Source organism: Kitasatospora sp. NPDC059088 (assembly GCF_042738155.1).
Classification (GTDB): Bacteria; Actinomycetota; Actinomycetes; order Streptomycetales; family Streptomycetaceae; genus Kitasatospora.
This window is the reverse complement of record NZ_JBHYGR010000029.1, coordinates 43602-61494: the sequence shown is the minus strand read 5'-3', so window position 1 is coordinate 61494 and position 17893 is coordinate 43602. Positions and strand designations below refer to the sequence as shown.

Genomic DNA, 17893 nt, shown 5'->3' with positions numbered 1-17893 from the left:
ACACCGTCCCTCGGTGGGCGAGCTAGTTATTGTTGCTGTCGGGGGGGGGGGGGGGGGGGCGCCCCCCCCCCCCCCCCCCCCGAGCCGGAGTCCCCTGCGCTCACCCCGAAGCATCCCGGCCGGCACTCACTTCCGCCCTTGACGCATGACACCGTTCGACCATCCGCGACAGGGCCTGACAGGACCAATGCTGACTCAATGCTGAGTTTACTGATGGTCCGTCAGGGCTGATCGGGGCGCTCACCGCGCCCGGGAAGTCATCGTCGGGTTCCACCGCGAGAAAGGGCGGAGCCCTGGTACGGCCCCCTCGGCGGCTGCCGAAGGACGGTCACCACCGGAGCGGCGCGGGCCGGCGAAGACAGCCACCACGCCGTCTGCTCCCACCGACGATCTTGCTTCAAGCCAGTTATTACGCTCGGGGCCTGTGGGGCCTTCCGAGTCCCCTATGCCGGCAAGCACCCGCCGACCCGCCCCACCCCGGCGCTAGGGTGACCTCATGGCGGACGCCCCGACGACAGCAGCACCCTGCGTCGAGGCGCTGGACACCCTCGTCGAGCGTGCCTGCGAACCGCCGACCGGCAGGTCTCGGGCGAAGCAACTGCGCTGGGTCGCCGGCGAACTGCGCACCGCCCTGGAGCGCGGAGCGATCGCGCCCATGGCCACCGGCTCACTCGCCCTGCTCCTCGCGCCGGAAACCCTCGCCGACTACCTCACAGCCGCCGAGCATGGCCTGCTGCGACGCAAGCCCGCCGCACGACCGGGCCAAGCCTCACCCGCGTCCATGCGCGTCCGCGAGGACTGCCTCCGCATCCTCGGCGCCCTGGCCGGCATCACCGTCATACTCCCGGACCGCAACCCGCCGCCGGTCGAGCTCCGGCCCGTGGTCACCGCCCGCCCGCGCAGCATCCTGCTCGGCCACCTGGAACACTCAGCCCGCCCCGACCGGTCCGACTCCCGCAGCCGGATCCTCGCGATCATCGGCACCGTGCTGGACACCGGCTGCCGCGCCGGCGAACTCTGCGCCCTGCGCACGGACGACGTCGACCTGCACCGCGGCACGATCCGCCTCACCCGCCTCCCCCAGCACCGCAACCCGCACACCACGCCCGCCACCGAGACGGTCGGCCTGTCCCGCCCCACGCGGGCCGCGATGCGCCACTGGCTCACCGTCCGCAGCCACCTCGTCGCACGCGACACCACCCAACCCCTCGGCCCGGGCAACGAGACCACCGACGCCCTGTGGGTGAGCATCGCCCCCAGCGGCCACCCCCGCCCCGGCCTGCCCCTGCACTTCCGGGGCCTCGCCCGCGCCTACGCCCGCGCGATCCACGACCTCAACACCGAGATGGCCGCGGAACCCGGCTGGCACCCCCTGCCCCAACGCATGGAACAGCTGCGCCGCGCCATCGAACTCGAACCGGCCGGCCCCGAGGGACTGACCCGCCCCGCGTCCCCCGGCCGACCCTGCGACCCGCACCGAGGGCGACGTCTGCCGCATCATCACCGCCGGCTGAGCCCACCGCGCCGACCGTGACGGAACATCGGATCGATCCGGCGTGGACGGGCCTGGCAGGCCATCTGGAGGAGGTGGTGCTCCGGGTGAGGGCCTGGGCCGCTCGCGCGGCGGCTTCACCACCAAGGTCCACCTGAGCGCGGATGGCCGTTGCCGCCCGCTGTCGCTGCTGGTCACACCCGGACAGCGGGCGGACTGCACCCAGTTCGAGCCGGTCATGGAGAAGATCCGCGTGGGTGCCGGTGCGGTCACCGGTGTCCGGCGGGTCCTTGGCGAGCCGGCCTGCGAGTGCGCTCACCGGGCATCGACCGGGTGAGGACGCCGAGTGTGAGCAGAGCGAGCGCCGGCAGCACGGCGACGATGATTCCCATCGGCAAGGCGTCGGTGGCGCCACCCGCGCCGGCCAGCGGAGCAAGTGCCCCGCCGAACATGAACTGGCTGAAGCCGAGCAGAGCGGCGGCCGACCCGGCGTGTCCGCCGTGGTCGGCCAGGGCCTGGGCCGCGGCGTTCGGCATGACCAGGCCCACGCTGGAGACCAGGACGAACAGGCCGATCAGGAGCACGGGCAGGGGTGCCCGTGTCAGCACCGCGCCCAGGACCGTGGTGCCACCGGCTGTCGCGCCCAGCAGACCGGCGAGCAGCAGCACGCGGGCGCCGGCCCGGGCCACCAGCCGGCCGCTGATCCGGGCGGCCGCAATGAGTCCGGCGGCGTTGACGGCGAACACGGCGCTGTACTGCTGCGGTGACAGGCCGTGGATTTCCTGCAGGACGAACGGCGAGCCGGAGATGTAGGCGAACATCGCCGCGAAGACCAGGCCGTTGGCCAGGACGTACCCGGTGAAGACCCGGTCGCTGAGCAGTTGCCCGACGACAGCCGGCAGCGGCTGGCGTGACGCGGAGGGGCGGGTCTGCGGCAGTCCTGCGGCGGAGGCCGCCAGCATCACGGCGCCGAGTACGGCCAGGGCCACGAAGATTCCGGGCCAGGCCGTGACGCGCAGTAGCTGGCCGCCGAGGACCGGCGCGAACACGGGCGCCAGGCCGGTGATCAAGGTCAGTGCGGAGAAGAGACGTGCGGTGCGGGTTCCGGAGGTGCGGTCGCGGACCATGGCGTTGGCGATGACGATGCCGAACCCCCCGCCGATGCCCTGGACCAGGCGCAGGCCGACGAAGGTCGGGACGTCGGGTGCCACCGCGCAGAACGCGCTGGCGATCGTGTAGAGGGCGAGGCCCGCCAGCAACGGACGCCGCCGGCCGTAGGTGTCGCTCAGCGGCCCGGCGATCAGCTGCCCGATGGCCAGCCCGGCCAGACAGGCGGTGATGGTGAGCTGGGTGGCCGCGGCGCCGGCGCGCAGGTCGCCGGCGAGTTCCGGCAGTCCGGGCAGGTAGCCGTCGATGGACAGTGGTCCCAGGGCCGCGAGCGCTGCGAGCAGGACGATGAATCGGGTGTGCGGGCCGGCGGCGTCGTTGCTCATGGCTCAGTACGCCACGGTGATGCGGCGGCGGATCGCGGTGCCGCTCTCGATCGTGTCGGCCAAGGCGATCGCGTAGTCGGCGTACGAGATGCGGCTGTTGCCGTCGTCGTCGGTGAGCAGGGTGTCCCCGGCGCTGCGGTAGGCCCCGGTCCGCTCGCCCGCTGCGATGACCGCGGCGGGCGACACGTACGTCCAGTCGAGGTCGTGCACGCCGCGGTAGAGGTCGAGCGCTTCGGACTGGGCCTCGGCGTTGGCCTTCCACAGCGCGGGGAAGTCCGGGTCGTCCATGACCCGGGCGCCGGTCGGCGTGCGCAGGCTACCGGCACCACCGATGGTGACCAGGCGGGTGACGCCGGCTCGGCGAAGTCCGTCGATCAGCGCACGGGCGGCTCCGACGATCGTGGCGCGGTCGTTCTCCTGGCCGATCCGGGGGCCGACGGCCGACAGTACGGCGTCGTGGGAGGCGGCGAGGCCGGCGACCGCGGCGGCGTCCGTGACGTCACCGGTGGTCACGGTCAGGGCCTCGTGCTCGAGTCCGTCGACGTGGCCGGCTCGAGTGACCGCGGTGACGGTGTGGCCGCGACGCAGGAGTTCCTCGGTGGTGGGCCGGCCGATGTTGCCGCCGGCACCGAACAGGACGATCTTCATGTGTTGCTCCTTGTTTCCGATGGTCACAGGACGGGCCGGCCGTCGGCGATGACGGCCGCGGTGATGCCGCGCTCGGCGGCGGCGTGCCGGAAGCGCTGCTCGATGTCGGGTTGTTCGGTGTAGAACGGCGGGTTGTGGAACAGGCCGTAGTGCATGGCGCAGACGGTGTCGGCGCCGAGTGCGACGGCGGCCTCGACGCCCTGCTCGGGGGTCATGGTCGCCGGGACGTTGGCCGCGTAGCCCTCGAAGTGGGCGATGACGCCGTTGACCGGGACGAACGCGACGTCGAACGGGCCGTGGTCGCGGGCGATCTGCCACCAGCTGCCGTGCCACTGGGTGTCACCGCAGTGGATGATCCGCCGACCGGCGCCTTCGACGACCCAGGCGACCTGGTCGCAGTCGTTGCCGCGCCAGTCCAGCGAGGTCACCGGGGTGACGGTCAGCTCTCCGATGCGGCGTGACCGGCCCAGGTCCTGGGCAACGGGGGTGATGCCCGCCTCGTGCAGCGCCGCCGCGCTCGGGGTGTGGCAGCCGATCGTGCCGGTGGCCGCGATCCGGGCGATCAGGTCGTGGTCGTAGTGGTCGGGGTGCAGGTGGGTGATGAGGGCGTGGGTGCCGGGCGGGGTGTCGACCGGGTCGACCGGCCGGTGCGGCGGCCCCATCACCGGCGCCAGCGGAGCGACGTTCTCGAGCGGGTCGATCAGCAGGCGGGTGTCGCCGAGACGGATCTCGACGCCGGCCCAGGCCAGCCGACGCACGGAAAGAGTGGTGGTCATGGGCAGCGACGCTAGACCTCCGTTGTTGAGAAAGTCAACAAGAGAGTTCTGAATCTCAACGCCACAAGGTAGGGTGGTGGCATGCGCACCTACGGGCAGTACTGCGGCATCGCGAAAGCACTGGACACCATCGGCGACCGGTGGACCCTGCTGATCGTCCGTGAACTGCTCGCCCTGGGTCCGTGCCGGCACACCGACCTGCGCAACGGCCTGCCCGGGATCGCCAGTAATCTGCTGGTCGACCGGCTCCGCGAACTGGAGGAAGCCGGCCTGATCCACCGCAAGGCCGCCCCGCCGCCGGTGGCCACCACCCTGTTCTCCCTCACCGAGCGTGGCCGCGCGCTGGAGCCGGTGCTGCAGGAGCTGAGCCGGTGGGGCGTGCCGCTGCTGCGTGAGCCGGGCGGCAGCGACACCTTCCGCACCCACTGGCTGGACATGCCCGCCCGGGCACTGACCGACCACCGCCCCGACCAGCCGGCAATCGCCCTGCAACTGCACGCCGACGGCAACGAAGACCTGGTCATCGAAGTCAAGGACGGCTCGGTGCACACCCACGCCGGCCGCGTCGACCACCCCACCGCGTCCCTGACCGGACCGCCGCACCTGCTGGCCGCGACCCTGCTCGGCGACCTCGACCTGAGCACCGCACTACAGCAAGGCCTGCGGCTCAGCGGCGAACGCGAGGCAGTACTGCGCATCCTGCCCCGCTGATCCGGGTGTGAGTAGTTGCCGTACAGAAGTGCCGCTGAGATTGATCTTGCTCGTGCTGGGCTACTTCGCGGGGGCTTCGAGCTGGCGGGGGCCGGCGCCCGCGCGCAGTTCACGTCCGCCGACGCGGCCCCGGGCGCGGGCTGCGGCCAGGCCCTCGTTGGTGCCGATGACGATGAGTTCGCGGATGAACTCCGCGAAGGCGGCGAAGGCGTGGAAGACGAGCCGACCGCCGGGGGTGGTGGTGTCCAGGTTCGTACGGGCGCGACCGACCGCTGACCGCCTCGGTCGTCCGGGCGGCGTGTCGAGCATGTTCTGCACCCGCTTGCGGCAGAAGACGGCGAGGAGCAGGGCCAGGGTGTAGACGGCGAGGGTGTGGATGCGGTCGCGGACGTCCATGACGTCGATGACCTCCTGCATCATCGCTTCGCCCCGGGCGAGGCGGCGGGCGGCGGTGGTGACCGCGAACTCGTGCTCAGCGAGGACGGCCGACGACACCGTCCTGATTCCGGCTGCCGCCGGGGGTGTCGGCTCGCTCGCCGTCCAACTCGCCAAGCACGTGGGCGCGACGGTCGTCGCCATGGCCTCCAGCGAGGAGAAGCGCAGCACCGCCCGCCAGTTGGGCGCGGACGCCGTCGTCGACTCCCTGACCCGGAACGTTCGGGACGAACCCTCCTTCACCGAGCAGCACCCGCATGCCGGCTTCACGCAACCGTAGCGACGCTCCGGGGGAACTGCGGGTGCCCGGTGAGCGCCGTGTTCGTGCACGGCATCACCGTCAGCGGGATGCCCTTGCCGATCGCCTCGGCCGCGTAGCCGATGACCCAGGAGGTCGTGATGCCGAGCGCGAGGCTGTTGATGCTGTTCATCGTTCCGGGAGCGAACAGAACGGCGTCGGCGGCCGGCCCCGCCCAGGAAGCGCCGTCGCCGGCGCCCGGCCCTCCACCTCCGCCTCCGCCCGCACCCGTTGGACTCGGGTACTGCCGAACGCCCGGCCAGGGGCCGCCGGTGTGAACCGGCGGTGTGTCAGCCCGGTGGGCGACCGCGACCCCGCCCGTGTGATCGACAGTGACGGAAGGCGATCCCTCGCCGAGAGACCCTCTTCCGTCTTCTGGAGTTGATCGTGATGTTCCCACTGTCGGAGGTCGCCGACCGGCCGGGCTCAACGCACGGGCACCATGCCGGTTCGCCCGGGCGTCGGAGCCGGGTGGCGGCCATGGCGGCCGCCGTGTTCTGCGCCGCGGCCGTCGCCCCGCTGGCGCTGCCCGCGCCCGCCCACGCACAGGGCACCTGCACGGTGTCCGGCCCCACCACCACCTGTACGTTCGCCTCCACCGGCGCCGAGCAGACGTTCTCCGTGCCCGGCGGTGTCACGCAGGTCGACGTCACGGCGATCGGCGGGGCCGGCGGCGTGGAGGACAACGGCGTCGGCGGCGGCCGGGGCGCCCAGGTGTCCGGCACCCTCACCGGGCTCTCCGGTGGACAGACCCTCTACGTCGAAGTCGGCGCCACCGCCACCGGCGGCGCCCAGTGCGCCGGTAGCGCGCAGTGCACCGGCGGGTTCAACGGCGGTGGCAGCACCCACTTCGGCGGAGGCGGCGGCGGCGCCTCCGACGTCCGCACCCAGCCCGGCACCACGCCCCTCACCACCACCGACTCCCGCCTCATCGTGGCCGCGGGCGGCGGCGGAGCCGGCTGGGCCGGCCAGTGCACCGGAAGCGCAGGCGGAGACGCCGGCCAGCCGGGCACGAACGCGACCTGCAACGGAGGAAACGGCGGCGGGGCGGGGACGTCCACCCAGGGCGGGGTCGGCGGCACCGGCGGGGGCGGGGTGTTCGGCGGTGGGACTGGCACCCTCGGTACCGGCGGCACCGGAGGCGGCCCGGGCGCCTCCCTGACCGGCGGTGCCGGCGGGGGCGGCTACTACGGCGGAGGCGGCGGCGGCAACATCAACCCCTTCATCAGTCCGAGCGGCGGCGGGGGTGGCGGCGGCGGAGGCTCGTCGCTCGTCCCCGCCGGCGGCACCGGCCCCACCGCCACCAGCGCCGCCCCGGGCATCACCATCAGCTACACCACCCCGGGCAAGCCCGTGAAGACGACCCTGACCGCGATGCCCTCCCGCACCCGGGTCGGTGCTCCGGTCGTGCTCAGTGACATCGTCTGCCCGGCCAGTACGAGCGCCACGACCAGGCCGACCGGCACGGTCACGTTCACCGACACCACCACCGGCACGACCCTCGGCACCGGACGCCTGTTCCTCTCCCTCGGCACCTGCGCGGCGGCCGGGACCGTCACCGCCTTCCACACCGCCGGCACCCACACCATCACCGCCGTCTACAGCGGGGACACCGTCTACCAGGGCAACAGCGCCAGCCCCGAGACCACCACGGTGACGGTGACAGCCTGAGAACGCCGCAGAAGCGCGGGCCCTGCCGTGAGGCGGGGCCCGCGCCACGCTATGGCGCCCAGGTGACAACGATCCGAACAGTCCCAGGCGCCGACCGAACCGGGCTTGAGTTCCGCCGACGCCCAGGCCACGCGCTGGTCCGGCCTCGGCTGCCCCATCCGCCGGGACAGCGACGGCCGACTCCGCGCCAGCGCCGGTTGGCTGCTTGACTTCGTCGGCTGCCGCCCCGGCCACACGATCACCGAAGGCGTGCGCTGCTCGGAACGCCGAACCCCCACAGTCACCGCTCACGGCAATGCGACAGCTACCAACCGCCCCGCACCGCGACGGCCCGCGGGCCGTCCGCGCCGTTGTAGAGCCACCAGGTCGTGCGCCCGTCCGGCAACGGCGCCGGCTCGCTGCCGTCCGCCAACACCGCCGCCGGGAAACCCTGATGGCGTCCGCTCTCGTCGAACCATGGCATGCCGTGTCCCTCGCGTCCCTGGAGTACAGCACCGGAGTTCTCAGCTCATCACGCACTGTCAAGACTTCGCGACAACCAGTGCGATCCGCAGCTCAAGGAGGCGCGCATCAGCCTCCGCACGCCGGATTGAGACTGCTCAGGCAGCTCGGTGAGCCGCTCGATCCGCTCGCGGGTCTTGAGGGTCCGCACGAGGGCACTCCGCGGCTCGGGTCCGGTCAGTTCGGCAGGTCGGCGGAGAGGAAGGGGTCGAGGAGCGCGTACAGGTCGTCGGGGCGGTCGAGGGGGATGATGTGGCCGCAGTCCCGGAGCAGGTGGCCGACCAAGTCGTGGGCGATGGGGCGGAGTTGGCGTTCGAGCCCGGTGCCGACGGGGTGCGAGCCGACGGCCATGGTGGGCATGGTCAGCCGAGCCGTCGCGACGGCGTCCCGGATCTGCTGCGCGCTGGTGGGCAGGGCCCGGTAGTAGGAGAACGCGCAGCGGAGGGCCTCGCTGCCGGTGTAGGCACGAACGAACGACGCACGGATGTCGTCGGGCACTCCTCGCCCGAGCGTCCCCGCGTCGAGGAACCAGTCGACGTACGGCGCCTCGTTCCCGGCCAGGACGGTTTCGGCGAGGCCGGGGACGGCGTGGAAGCCGAACCACCACGGGGCACCGCCCGTGACGGCGTGTTCGGCTCCGGGCAGGGTGCCGAGCAGTGCCTCCATCGCGACCAGGCGCCGGACGAGGTCGGGCCGGCGCAGCGCGAGCAGGACGGCGGGGGCGGTCCCCGCGTCGATGGCGACCACCGCCGCCGAGGGCTCGCCGAGTGCGTCGAGCAGCCCCTCGGCGTCGGCGGCCAGGGCGCCGGCGTCGTAACCCCCGACGGCGCGTTCGCTGGCGCCGAGGCCCCGCAGGTCCGGGGCGATGACCCGGTAGCGGCCGGCCAGTCGGTCCATGGTGCCGCTCCAGAGTCGCCAGGTGTGCGGGAAGCCGTGCAGCAGGAGGACCGCGGGCCCGTCCCCGGCGATCGCGACGTTGAGGTGGACGCCGTTCGTCGCGATGCGGTGCAGTCGGTGTGCGGTGGGGACGGGCATGACGGCCCCTCAGGACGGTTACCATTGGTTACCACGGAACGATAGGTAACCGTCGGACCGCTTCCTAGACGGCACTTTCAGGGAAGGTGGTGAGCCACGGGTGACCACCCGAGGAGCCCGGGCCGCCGGTCGCGGGGCACGCGGCGACCTGTTCGATCCGCTCTGCCCGACGCGGCAGTTGCTGGACCGCATCGGCACGAAGTGGACGTCCATGACCGTCAAGACGCTCGCCGACGCCGCACCGGACGAGGTGCGCTTCGCGGAGTTGAGACGCCGGATGCCCGGCGTCTCGCAGAAGATGCTGTCCGTGACACTGCGGAGCCTGACCCGCGACGGGCTGGTGTCGCGCCGGGTCGAACCGACCGTGCCGCCGCGGGTGTTCTACCGGCTCACCGGACTCGGGCTGTCCCTGGAGGCCGTGCTCGCGGGCCTGCGGACCTGGGCGGAGGAGCACATGGCCGAGATCGACCGCGCCAACGAAGCCGTCGACCCGGACGTCGACGAGGGGTAGTCGACGGGCGTGATCACACAGCGCGACGAGGGGGTGCGGTGGCCTGGGCCACCACACCCCCTCACCCGACCGGGCGCTGCTACGTTCCGGCGCAGTTGGTGAACGTGGGCCTGGTCCGTGCGCTGTAGATGCTCGCGCCGCCGTTGGTGTCGTACTTGAGGGGCACGGTGATGGTGTCGTCGGCGGTCCAGGGGAAGCCCTGGGCGTCGAACGTGAAGGTTCCGGTGGCCTTCGTGGCCAGCTCGGACAGCGTGACCCAGCCGTACTGGCGCGGGGGCACGCTCACGGTCAGCTTGCTGCCCAGCTCCTGCTTGAGGTCCAGCGTGGTCGATCCGTTGATCTCACCGGTGATCGTCAGCTCGACGTTGGCCAGGCCGATGTTGCCGCCGACTTTCAGGCTCCCGCCGAGCTTGAAGCCGATGGTGTTGGTCCACCCCGTGGTGGTGCTCAGCGAGAACTCCCACGGGATCGTGGTCGAGGTGTCGTTGAACCAGATCGGGGAGACGCAGGCCTCCGGCAGCGTGAACGGCGGTGTCTGGCTGGTCGTGGACCACGAGCAGGTCGCCGTGTCCTTGTTGCACCGGGCGGCCGCGTAGTCCACGGCCATGTTCCACGCCGTCTGGTAGACCGCGTCGGGCAGCGTCCACTGCTGGTACGGCGTGTTGTCGCAGCGGTAGGTGTACGCCCAGTTGTCGTAGGCGGGGGGTATCTGGACGGTCAGGCAGGAGTTGTCGCCGACCTGGCGGATCCTGAACGCCTTCTGCGCCGATCCGGCGATCGGCTGGAAGTACCACTGCTCGGACGCCCGCCCGTCGCAGGGCTGTTGCCGCAGCTGGTAGCGGGCGGTGGTCAGGTCCACGCACTTGCCGGTGGTGGTGTTGACGATGGCGAAGCCCGAGCCGAGGCTCGTGTTCGTGTTGATGCGCCACGTCGTGGCGGACCCCGGCGCCGGGTTGACGGAGACGGCCGCGTTGTCGTCGTAGCTGCCGTCCTGGATGTCCAGCAGCTTCCCGTTGCTGACGTTGGCGAAGGTCAGCTGGACCAGCGCCGTGACCGACGTGCCACTCTCCTCACGCGCGGCGGCGGGGGACGCCATGAGTCCCACTGCCGCGCACAGCACCGCCGCGACGACGGTGGCTTTCCTCCATAAGGTCCGTCTCTGCCTTGGTCGTTCGGTTGTCACCGGCGTGATCCTTTCGTAGCGCATCTATCAGGGTCCTTACGGCCTGTACCCCGGAGAATTGACCTTGTTCGAAAGGTTTCCCTTGCCTCCGAGTTCGGCGATGAGAGACGCTTCTTCCTTCTCGCGGGCTGCCTTGCCACCCGGCACGTGGACGAGCAGGACGTCGTCTCCCTTCTCCGTCCTGCCGTTCCTGGCGTGCTCCTTCAGTCGGCGGTCGAAGTCGTTGGTCTGCCCCACGTACGTGCGCCCTTGCGCGTCCGCCCTGTCCTTGAACGCGTAAACGCCCTCTTGCGGCAGGCCGCAACTGTTGTTGTGCACCAGGACGGGGGTGGGCCCTGCCAGTACGTAGTAGGTGTGGACGTGGCCGATGGTGAGGTTGTAGACGGTCTGGCCGTCCACGTCACCGCGATCGTGCACGCTGGTGACGGTCGCGACGTCGACGCCGCCTCCGCTTCGGATGCGGTCGCCGAGCCGCAGGTCCCCCGCGTCGGTCCAGCCCGGGCCGTCCACCCAGAACGGGTGGTTGGCGGTCGCGGTGATCGTGGTCCCAGGGGTCCGGGCATCGAGACCGATGTCGATGAGGTGCTTCGTGCCGTGGCCGACGATGACGTCCGTGACGGGCTCGTCCAGGGTCGCGCCGGTGGCGGGGTCCGTGGCCTGGACCCGGTCGCCGACCTGAACGACGCTGATGGGTTTGGTCGAGCCGTCGGCCATCACCACAGGGGTCTCCACGGAGAAGGAGTTGCACTTCTCCGCAGCTTGCACGGCTCTACCGACCGTCGAGGCTTCCTTTCCGGCGGTTCTGGCGAGAGTGCTGGCGAGCTTGCCACCGGGGATGGCACCGAGCGCGTCCATGGCGGCTTCTTTGTAGTGCCCTTGCGCCAGCTGCCCGGCTGCGGCTGCGCCGGAGGCGACAGTTCCAATCGGGCCCGGCACGTAGGCCACGACTTCTGCCGCTTTGGTGGCGGTGGAGACGACGGACTTCCAGCCGAAGGTACCGGCGAGGTCCAAGCCGTTGACCGGGTCCGCGTTGACGTAGTCGTAGTCGTTGGCCGATCCGCCCGCGACGGGGTCGACCTGGAGGAAGCGGCCGAGTACCGGCAGGTAGAGGCGGGCGCCCATCTCGATGGCCTGATGGCCAGCCAGGTGTTCCACCGGCCGTTCGTGCTGGCCCAGCCACCCGAAGTCCATCCCGCCGGCGACGGTGGCGGGGATCGGGACGTCGGTGAAGGAGCCGGTGGCGGGGTCGATGGTCTGGCCGTAGGGGTCGTAGAGGCGGATGCCACCCGTGAGGGTGGCGGCCCCGTCCGCAGTGAACAGCACATCCCCGTGAATGTTGGGGTAGGACCAGTTGGTGGTGGCGGTCTGGTCGTAGTTCTTGGTCAGCAGCACGCCGCCGGGCAGTGCCACGATCCGCTGGAGCAGTCCGCCGTCCTTGCTGAGGATGAGGTCGGCGTCGTCGTGCTTGGAACTGTAGGAGTAGCGGGTGGTCCCGTTCTTCGACACGTCCGTGGCACCGGTGACCGTGCGGGCGGTCAGCCTGTCGGCCGGGTCCCGGGTGTACGAGATCGCTGTCCCGGAGGCGGTCGTGGTCTGGACGTGCCGTTTGGTGACGTCGTACCCCAGGGTGTCGCCCCCGGCCTTGACCGTGTCGCCGAGGTCGTCGTAGCCGAACGACAGCGCGGTGCCACCACTGGTGGACGTCAGCCGGTCGGCACCGTCGTAGCAATAGCCGGTGGCGACCGCCGGGGCACCGTTGAGACTGTCCGTGGACGTGGTGCGGTTGGTGTTCAGCCCGGCGGCCTTCGCTGTCCCGCAACCGTCGGTCGGGTCGAACCGGTAGGTGAGCTGGTGGTGCGGGACGCTCGCCGCGACGAGCCGGCCCACCGTGTCATAGGTGTAGGCGTACGTCGCGACGGACTTCCCGTCCGCGGTCACCACGTCGTCGGTGACCCGGTTGTCGCGGGACCGGGTGACCGTGTCGACGACCGTGGACGCGGAGGTCCTCCACGCCAACGCCGTTGCCTTGCCCGCGCTGTTGCGTACCAGCGAGTCCAGGCGGGATCCGTTGCCGTAGGCGACACCGACCAGTTCGGTGGACGCATCGTAGGCGGGCGTGGCGACGGTGGTCCCGTCCAGCTTGACGCTGGTCAACTGGGTGGCGTCGTTCCAGGCGTACGTCACGGTGCTGGACACGCCCTTGACCGTGGTGGTGTCCGTGATCAGGCGCCCGACCTGGTCGTACGTGGAGGTCGAGGTGACGCCGTTGGCGTCGGTGTAGCGGACCTCCTGGCCGAGCAGGTCGATCCCGGTGGTGATCGACCCGTTCTCGTCGGTCAGCTTCGAGATCAGCGGATCACCGTCGACCGCCCAGTCCGTGACGACCGTACGACCCGGCTTGCCCCCCTGCGCGGGAACGCTCTTCTTGACCACCCGTCCACGTGCGTCGTAGCTGTTACAGGCCCACGGCTCGTCGTTGACGCGCTGGGCCACCACGCGGCCCGCCTCGTCGTACACCGTCTCCCCCGTGAGCGCCGCCCCGCTGTCCGGTTTGGCCGCAGTGGCGGTCTTCGCCATGCCGCCCTGGTTGGCGGCCGGAGCGCTCGGATCGCAGGGGTTGGCGCGGGTCTCGGAATCGCCGTAGTAGACGGTCGTGGTGCGCTTGTCGGGGTCGGCGATGTCTCCGGCAGGCATGGCCGAGGCCAGCCTGCGCAGGTATCCGTCGCCCGGACGCTCGTAGGTGGTACGGGCGGTCAGACCCATTCCGCCGGGATCGGCCGTGGTGGACACGGTGAGCCCGTACGCCGGGTCGATGCCCGCCGCCGGGTCCGAGTAGCTGCTGGCGCTGTGCTTGGACGGTGCCCGCTCCTGGTCGCCGCCGGAGGTGTCGTCGGTGGTGGTGCCCGTCGCCCAGCCGTAGCGGGGGGCGAGGTTCGTCCCGGGTACCGGGACCGGGGTACCGGTGCCGGGCGGGGTCCAGGTGAAGGCCAGGGCCCCGGTCGTGCCGGAGCGGTTGTAGTAGTCGACGCGGACGCGGTGCCGGCTGCCGGCCGTGGTGTTGGCGTACGTGCCGGTGACTGCGGTGGCGGGCTTGTCGCTCCAGCTGTCGACGGTCAGGACGTCGTCGACCCAGAGGCGGACGCCGTCGACGGCGGTGAACCCGAGGCCGTACTGCCCGGCGGCCGGGAACTGCACCTCGCCGGTGAAGCGTCCGGACCAGCCGCCGGTGTTCGCCACCGGCGGGCTCGGTCCCCACGACCGTGACAGTGCCCCGTCGGCGGCGCCGACCCCGGTGGCGAACGCCTGCGGGACGCCCGCCAGTTCCGGGTTGTCGTAGAAGGCGGCCGACAGCCCGGCCAGTCCCTCGTCGTAGGTGGTGTGGGTGTGCGGCATCTTCGCCGCGCAGGCGGGTGTCGGGGTCTGGCCGGTGAAGCAGGACGCCGGTGCGGGCCCGTACTTGTCGACCGGGCGGTCGGCGTGGTCGTAGACCGTCGTGGAGCGGCGGCCGGCGCTGTCGACGGCCGCGGTGGCCTGGTCCTTGGTGTTCCACTCCGCGGCGATGCTCGCCCCGGTGAAGTCGGTGGTGACCAGGGTGCGTCCGGCGTCGTCGTAGGTGACGGTGCGGGAGCGGGTGGAGTCGTACACCCCGGCCAGGGCCACGGTGGCCTGCTTGCGCTCCAGGTAGTACTGGTAGAAGTGCTCGGCGCGCTTGTCGGCGGAGCGGCCGTCCGGGGCCAGTGCCAGCACCTGGACCGCGCGCAGGGCGGGCGGCTCCTGGGGCTGTTCGGTCACGGAGTCGTAGCCGATCACCGTGCAGACGGCGGCGGTGTCACCGGTGTTGGTGCACGCGTTCGCCGCGGACGGGGCCTGGTGCGCCACCCAGTCGTAGGCCAGGGCGTCCCGGATGGTGGCCAGCGGCCCGATGCTGTCCAGGGCCTTCTGCTTCTCCTCCTCGTTGTCCCCGGCCTCGTCGTAGCGCTGCTTGGCCGAGGCCCGGCCCAGGTAGTCGAAGTCCTGCATGACCGCGCCGGGGTTCTCGACCCGGGCCAGGGTGCCCATCTGGTACCAGAGCCTGGTCTCGCTGCCGTCCCAGTAGCGGATGCGGCAGAGCATCTGCGGCGGCGCCGGGTCCGAGCCGGGCGGGCGGGGCGTTGCGCCGTAGCAGCCGTCGCCGCCGTCGGTGTTGTAGAAGAGCTGGTGCGAGCGGCCGGAGACCGGGTCCTTGATCTGCGTCAGCCGCGGCGGCGTCCCGCTGTAGAGGTACTGCAGGGCGGCCGGTTTCTTGCCGTCCAGGACCGACTCCACCGCCGCCAGCGTGCCGTCGGGGTTGAACAGCGACACGGTGTCGCCCTCGGTGAGGGTGATCCGGCCCGAGGTGTCGAAGGCGAGGACGCCGTCCTCACCGGCCGGCGGCGCGTAGCCGCTCGTGGAGGCCTTGGCCCAGGTGTGCTTGCCGCCGGCTCCGTCGGTGAGCACCACCGAGCCGTCCAGCATCTCGGCACGGCTGTAGCCGCTGGACTGCGCCGACAGCGTCCAACCCGCCGGCAGCGCCTGGGAGTCCGCGGAGAGCAGCCACTCCGTCGGCACGATCCTCGGATCCAGGTTGTGGGTGCGGTGGTCGTCGGTGCCGGTGCTGCTCTTGGCCCACAGCACCATGCGCGGACGGTCGTCGGAGTGGTGGTACAGCTCGACCCGGATCGGCACCGACTGGCCGGCCTTCAACGCGACCTCGCCGGCCTGGCGCGGGCCGGGCAGCAGGAAGTCGTTGCCGGGCTCGGCGGGCCCCGCGTTGTCGTAGACGAGCTTGTCGCCCAGCCAGATCCGGGCGCCGTCGGTGTGGGCGCCGGCGAACCGGAAGTCCCCGGTGACCGGGGCCTTGAACTGGCCCTCCCAGCGCACCACGAACCAGTTCTTGTCCAGGGCGGGCGGCATCGGGTTGTCGCGCCACGGCAGGTTGTCCGGGTTGCCGGTCCACGGGATGCCCCAGTCCAGGTTGACCTGTGACTCGCCGCGCACCATCACCGGGATCGCGTCCGGGGTGCCCGCGTGCCGGGAGTCGTTGAAGTACGAGGCGCGGACGCCGTGCGGGGCGCCCTCCCGGGAGTTGTAGGCGAGGTTGACGCCCGCCGATCCGCCGACGGTCTGGAACGCCGGCCCGGCGGCCTCGACGTGCGCGTTGCCGTTGAACAGGTTCACCGTGACCGGGCCCAGGTGGTCGGTCGGCGCCGGCCCCGGGTCGCCGACCCGCTGGTTGACCGTGAAGTGCCCGACCCACTGCGGCGGCGTGGCGGTCGTCCCGCCGGACACTGCGGTCGCCGCCGTCCAGGTGTACCGGCCGCCGTCGTGCAGCACGTGCTTGGGGACCGTCCACTGCGGCTGGTCGAGGCACCCGGAGTCCACCACGCTGCCGGAACGGCCGTCGAACCCGGTGGAGACCTTGAAGCAGTAGAGGACGCCGTCACCGGCCGCGGCCACCTGCAGCGCGGGCGTCTCCGTCCCCACCACGGCGCCGTCGACCGGGGACACCGGGCTGGTCTGCGGCGCCTCCTGGGCTGCGGCGCGCTCGCGCCCCCGCTCGCCGGAGCGCGGATCCCCGCCGGCCGCCAAGGGCGCGAAGTCGGCCTTCGGCTCCCGCAGTTCGGCCAGCGGCTGCCGCCCGGCCGCCGACGGGACCGACAGGATCGGCAGATCCCGCGGCACCGCTCTCGATGCCGCGGATGCGGGTGAGGACGCGGACGCGGGCGCGGACGCGGACGCCTGCGCCGGTGGCAGGCCTCCTGCCTGTGCCAACGGAGCCACCAGCGCCGTCGCCGCCACGAACACGATCCACCGGAACCGCGAGCGCGCGGACGACCGCGCCATGCCGGCACCTCTGGACAAAGCCCCCTCCAACCCCGTCGACGTCCGCCGGACCCGCGGCACGGCAGGACGCGTATCCACGCTCCTCCGGTCCCGACCGGAGGACTCGGGCAACGAATCCTCCGCGAACGACGGACCCCACGGAACAGGGCCGGTACACCTTGGCCGGATCCACCGAACCGCCGTGCCTCCAAACGGAACACCGGTCACAGCGTCCGGCCGTCACCGCCCGGACACTCCTGTCAGGGACATGTTCAATAACATGCCCGCAGGTATCCCTAAGCGGAGTCGTGGAACGGCCCGGCGCCAGCGACCCACTTGGCCGAAAACCGTACGGCCGGTCACCCCTTCGATCGGCCGGCCAGCCGATCAGGGCCTCGGTGGGCAGTCGGATGGTCCGCGCGGCGACCCGGGGACCGACGGCCGGGCAAGGGGGCGTAGGCGTTCAGGCCCGAGAGCGCCCCTGCTCCGCTCAGGCGGCCGGCGGTCCGGCCAGGACGCAGTCGCCGCACAGCGCGCCGGCCCGGTCGGGTGCGGCCCGGTAGATCAGGCAGCAGCTGCGGCGGCGGAAGCCGGTGCCGTCCGCGGCCACGGTGCCGGCCCCGCGCAGCGGCGGAACCGCCAGCAGGTGCCTGGTGAACTCCCTTTCCTCCAGGCCGAGTTCCGGCCGCGAGCGGGCGACGCCCGCGGCCGCGCCGTTGACCGCCGACGCGACGTTGCCCCAGCGGATCCGCGGTGAGACGGAGTAGGCGGCCACCGCTTCGCCCAGCTCCCGCACCGGCCCGTCCAGCACCTCCGCCGCGAACCGCGCGGCGAGCTCGGCCGGGTCGGCGACGGGAACGGCGTCACGGGCGGGCAGCGACAGCGGGAACAGGCCGCCCGGCGTCGGCTGCCACCTCGCCTCCCGCAGCCCGTACCCGAGCAGCGCCCCGTCCAGGACGGCCACCGCGAACGCGGGTGAGAGCAGCCGCGCCACCAGCCCCAGGTGGGTCACCGAGGCCGCCACCCGCTGCTCGACCGCCTCGGGCGGACGGCCCCCCGCCGCCGCGAGGTGGTTCCGGGCGAAGGCCACCCGCTCCCCCAACACCGCTGGATCGTCGAGGAGTTCGGCCATCGGCCGCCACGGCACGGCGACTGCGCCGTCGTCATGGGTCTCATGGGCCCGGCGGGTCTCGTGGCTCCCCTCGGCCCCATGGGTCTCGTAGGCGAAGAACGGCCCGAGGGCCCCGCCCCGCGGGGGGGGGGCGGCCCCCCGGGGGGGGGGGTCGGATAACAAAAAC

The 17893-nt window shown here is 72.0% G+C and carries 14 protein-coding genes and 2 pseudogenes; 6 read left to right on the top strand and 10 right to left on the bottom strand.

Annotated elements, in window-relative coordinates:
- Positions 1 to 496: 496 nt before the first annotated feature.
- Positions 497 to 1534 carry a tyrosine-type recombinase/integrase gene (locus ACFWXO_RS15900; protein ID WP_380524513.1) on the top strand — a complete coding sequence of 346 codons (1038 nt, stop codon included), beginning with the start codon at positions 497 to 499 and terminating at the stop codon, positions 1532 to 1534.
- A 73-nt stretch (positions 1535 to 1607) separates the two neighbouring features.
- Positions 1608 to 1748 (top strand): annotated as a pseudogene (locus ACFWXO_RS15895) (IS5/IS1182 family transposase); the annotation flags it as partial.
- A 13-nt stretch (positions 1749 to 1761) separates the two neighbouring features.
- On the opposite strand, the gene ACFWXO_RS15890 reads toward ACFWXO_RS15895, so the two are convergent.
- The 3 genes from ACFWXO_RS15890 to ACFWXO_RS15880 are packed head-to-tail and all read right to left on the bottom strand — an operon-like array spanning position 1762 to position 4409.
- The gene (locus ACFWXO_RS15890; protein ID WP_380524512.1) at positions 1762 to 2985 is read right to left on the bottom strand and encodes a multidrug effflux MFS transporter; all 1224 of its coding nucleotides are present in this window, start codon (positions 2983 to 2985) and stop codon (positions 1762 to 1764) included.
- Between the two features lie 3 nt (positions 2986 to 2988).
- Positions 2989 to 3633 carry an NAD(P)-dependent oxidoreductase gene (locus ACFWXO_RS15885; RefSeq protein WP_380524511.1) on the bottom strand — a complete coding sequence of 215 codons (645 nt, stop codon included), beginning with the start codon at positions 3631 to 3633 and terminating at the stop codon, positions 2989 to 2991.
- 23 nt (positions 3634 to 3656) lie between these two features.
- A complete protein-coding gene (locus ACFWXO_RS15880; RefSeq protein WP_380524509.1) occupies positions 3657 to 4409 on the bottom strand; it encodes an MBL fold metallo-hydrolase in 753 nt (250 codons plus the stop codon).
- An 81-nt stretch (positions 4410 to 4490) separates the two neighbouring features.
- Here ACFWXO_RS15880 and ACFWXO_RS15875 point away from each other — a divergent pair, with 81 nt between their 5' ends.
- Entirely contained in the window at positions 4491 to 5120 is a 630-nt protein-coding gene (locus ACFWXO_RS15875) for a winged helix-turn-helix transcriptional regulator (protein WP_380524508.1), read from the top strand.
- Positions 5121 to 5180: 60 nt separating this feature from the next.
- Here the strand turns inward: ACFWXO_RS15875 and ACFWXO_RS15870 are convergent.
- Positions 5181 to 5372, bottom strand: a pseudogene (locus tag ACFWXO_RS15870) (recombinase family protein); the annotation flags it as partial.
- A 202-nt stretch (positions 5373 to 5574) separates the two neighbouring features.
- On the opposite strand from ACFWXO_RS15870, the gene ACFWXO_RS15865 reads away from it, so the two are divergent.
- Entirely contained in the window at positions 5575 to 5835 is a 261-nt protein-coding gene (locus ACFWXO_RS15865; RefSeq protein WP_380524507.1) for a zinc-binding dehydrogenase, read from the top strand.
- Here the strand turns inward: ACFWXO_RS15865 and ACFWXO_RS15860 are convergent.
- On the bottom strand, positions 5822 to 5986 hold the full coding sequence (locus ACFWXO_RS15860) for a hypothetical protein (RefSeq protein ID WP_380524506.1): 165 nt from the start codon (positions 5984 to 5986) through the stop codon (positions 5822 to 5824). The two genes, ACFWXO_RS15865 and ACFWXO_RS15860, sit on opposite strands and share 14 nt — an antisense overlap.
- A gap of 347 nt (positions 5987 to 6333) precedes the next feature.
- On the opposite strand from ACFWXO_RS15860, the gene ACFWXO_RS15855 reads away from it, so the two are divergent.
- Positions 6334 to 7524: an Ig-like domain repeat protein gene (locus ACFWXO_RS15855; RefSeq protein ID WP_380524505.1), complete on the top strand. Its 1191-nt coding sequence runs from the start codon at positions 6334 to 6336 to the stop codon at positions 7522 to 7524.
- A gap of 304 nt (positions 7525 to 7828) precedes the next feature.
- Here ACFWXO_RS15855 and ACFWXO_RS15850 read toward each other — a convergent pair whose 3' ends face one another.
- Together ACFWXO_RS15850 and ACFWXO_RS15845 are read right to left on the bottom strand one after the other, a co-directional pair.
- Positions 7829 to 7987: a hypothetical protein gene (locus ACFWXO_RS15850; RefSeq protein WP_380524504.1), complete on the bottom strand. Its 159-nt coding sequence runs from the start codon at positions 7985 to 7987 to the stop codon at positions 7829 to 7831.
- Positions 7988 to 8202: 215 nt separating this feature from the next.
- Entirely contained in the window at positions 8203 to 9060 is an 858-nt protein-coding gene (locus ACFWXO_RS15845) for an alpha/beta fold hydrolase (RefSeq protein WP_380524503.1), read from the bottom strand.
- 100 nt (positions 9061 to 9160) lie between these two features.
- Between ACFWXO_RS15845 and ACFWXO_RS15840 the strand changes: the two genes are divergently transcribed.
- On the top strand, positions 9161 to 9571 hold the full coding sequence (locus ACFWXO_RS15840; protein WP_380524502.1) for a winged helix-turn-helix transcriptional regulator: 411 nt from the start codon (positions 9161 to 9163) through the stop codon (positions 9569 to 9571).
- 79 nt (positions 9572 to 9650) lie between these two features.
- Here the strand turns inward: ACFWXO_RS15840 and ACFWXO_RS15835 are convergent, their stop codons facing one another.
- The 3 genes from ACFWXO_RS15835 to ACFWXO_RS15825 form a co-directional block, all read right to left on the bottom strand.
- Positions 9651 to 10667: a ricin-type beta-trefoil lectin domain protein gene (locus ACFWXO_RS15835; RefSeq protein WP_380524501.1), complete on the bottom strand. Its 1017-nt coding sequence runs from the start codon at positions 10665 to 10667 to the stop codon at positions 9651 to 9653.
- 123 nt (positions 10668 to 10790) lie between these two features.
- Positions 10791 to 16454: a PA14 domain-containing protein gene (locus tag ACFWXO_RS15830; RefSeq protein WP_380524500.1), complete on the bottom strand. Its 5664-nt coding sequence runs from the start codon at positions 16452 to 16454 to the stop codon at positions 10791 to 10793.
- A 631-nt stretch (positions 16455 to 17085) separates the two neighbouring features.
- On the bottom strand, positions 17086 to 17727 hold the full coding sequence (locus tag ACFWXO_RS15825) for a (2Fe-2S)-binding protein (protein WP_380524499.1): 642 nt from the start codon (positions 17725 to 17727) through the stop codon (positions 17086 to 17088).
- Positions 17728 to 17893: the final 166 nt, after the last annotated feature.

Bases quoted from the DNA above. Each gene is read 5' to 3' on its own strand.
- ACFWXO_RS15835 (WP_380524501.1), bottom strand. From the start codon at position 10,667: ATGGCGTCCCCCGCCGCCGCGCGTGAGGAGAGTGGCACGTCGGTCACG.
- ACFWXO_RS15875 (WP_380524508.1), top strand. From the start codon at position 4,491: ATGCGCACCTACGGGCAGTACTGCGGCATCGCGAAAGCACTGGACACC.
- ACFWXO_RS15825 (WP_380524499.1), bottom strand. From the start codon at position 17,727: ATGGCCGAACTCCTCGACGATCCAGCGGTGTTGGGGGAGCGGGTGGCC.
- ACFWXO_RS15890 (WP_380524512.1), bottom strand. From the start codon at position 2,985: ATGAGCAACGACGCCGCCGGCCCGCACACCCGATTCATCGTCCTGCTC.
- ACFWXO_RS15845 (WP_380524503.1), bottom strand. From the start codon at position 9,060: ATGCCCGTCCCCACCGCACACCGACTGCACCGCATCGCGACGAACGGC.
- ACFWXO_RS15860 (WP_380524506.1), bottom strand. From the start codon at position 5,986: ATGAACAGCATCAACAGCCTCGCGCTCGGCATCACGACCTCCTGGGTC.
- ACFWXO_RS15880 (WP_380524509.1), bottom strand. From the start codon at position 4,409: ATGACCACCACTCTTTCCGTGCGTCGGCTGGCCTGGGCCGGCGTCGAG.
- ACFWXO_RS15855 (WP_380524505.1), top strand. From the start codon at position 6,334: ATGGCGGCCGCCGTGTTCTGCGCCGCGGCCGTCGCCCCGCTGGCGCTG.
- ACFWXO_RS15850 (WP_380524504.1), bottom strand. From the start codon at position 7,987: ATGCCATGGTTCGACGAGAGCGGACGCCATCAGGGTTTCCCGGCGGCG.
- ACFWXO_RS15885 (WP_380524511.1), bottom strand. From the start codon at position 3,633: ATGAAGATCGTCCTGTTCGGTGCCGGCGGCAACATCGGCCGGCCCACC.
- ACFWXO_RS15900 (WP_380524513.1), top strand. From the start codon at position 497: ATGGCGGACGCCCCGACGACAGCAGCACCCTGCGTCGAGGCGCTGGAC.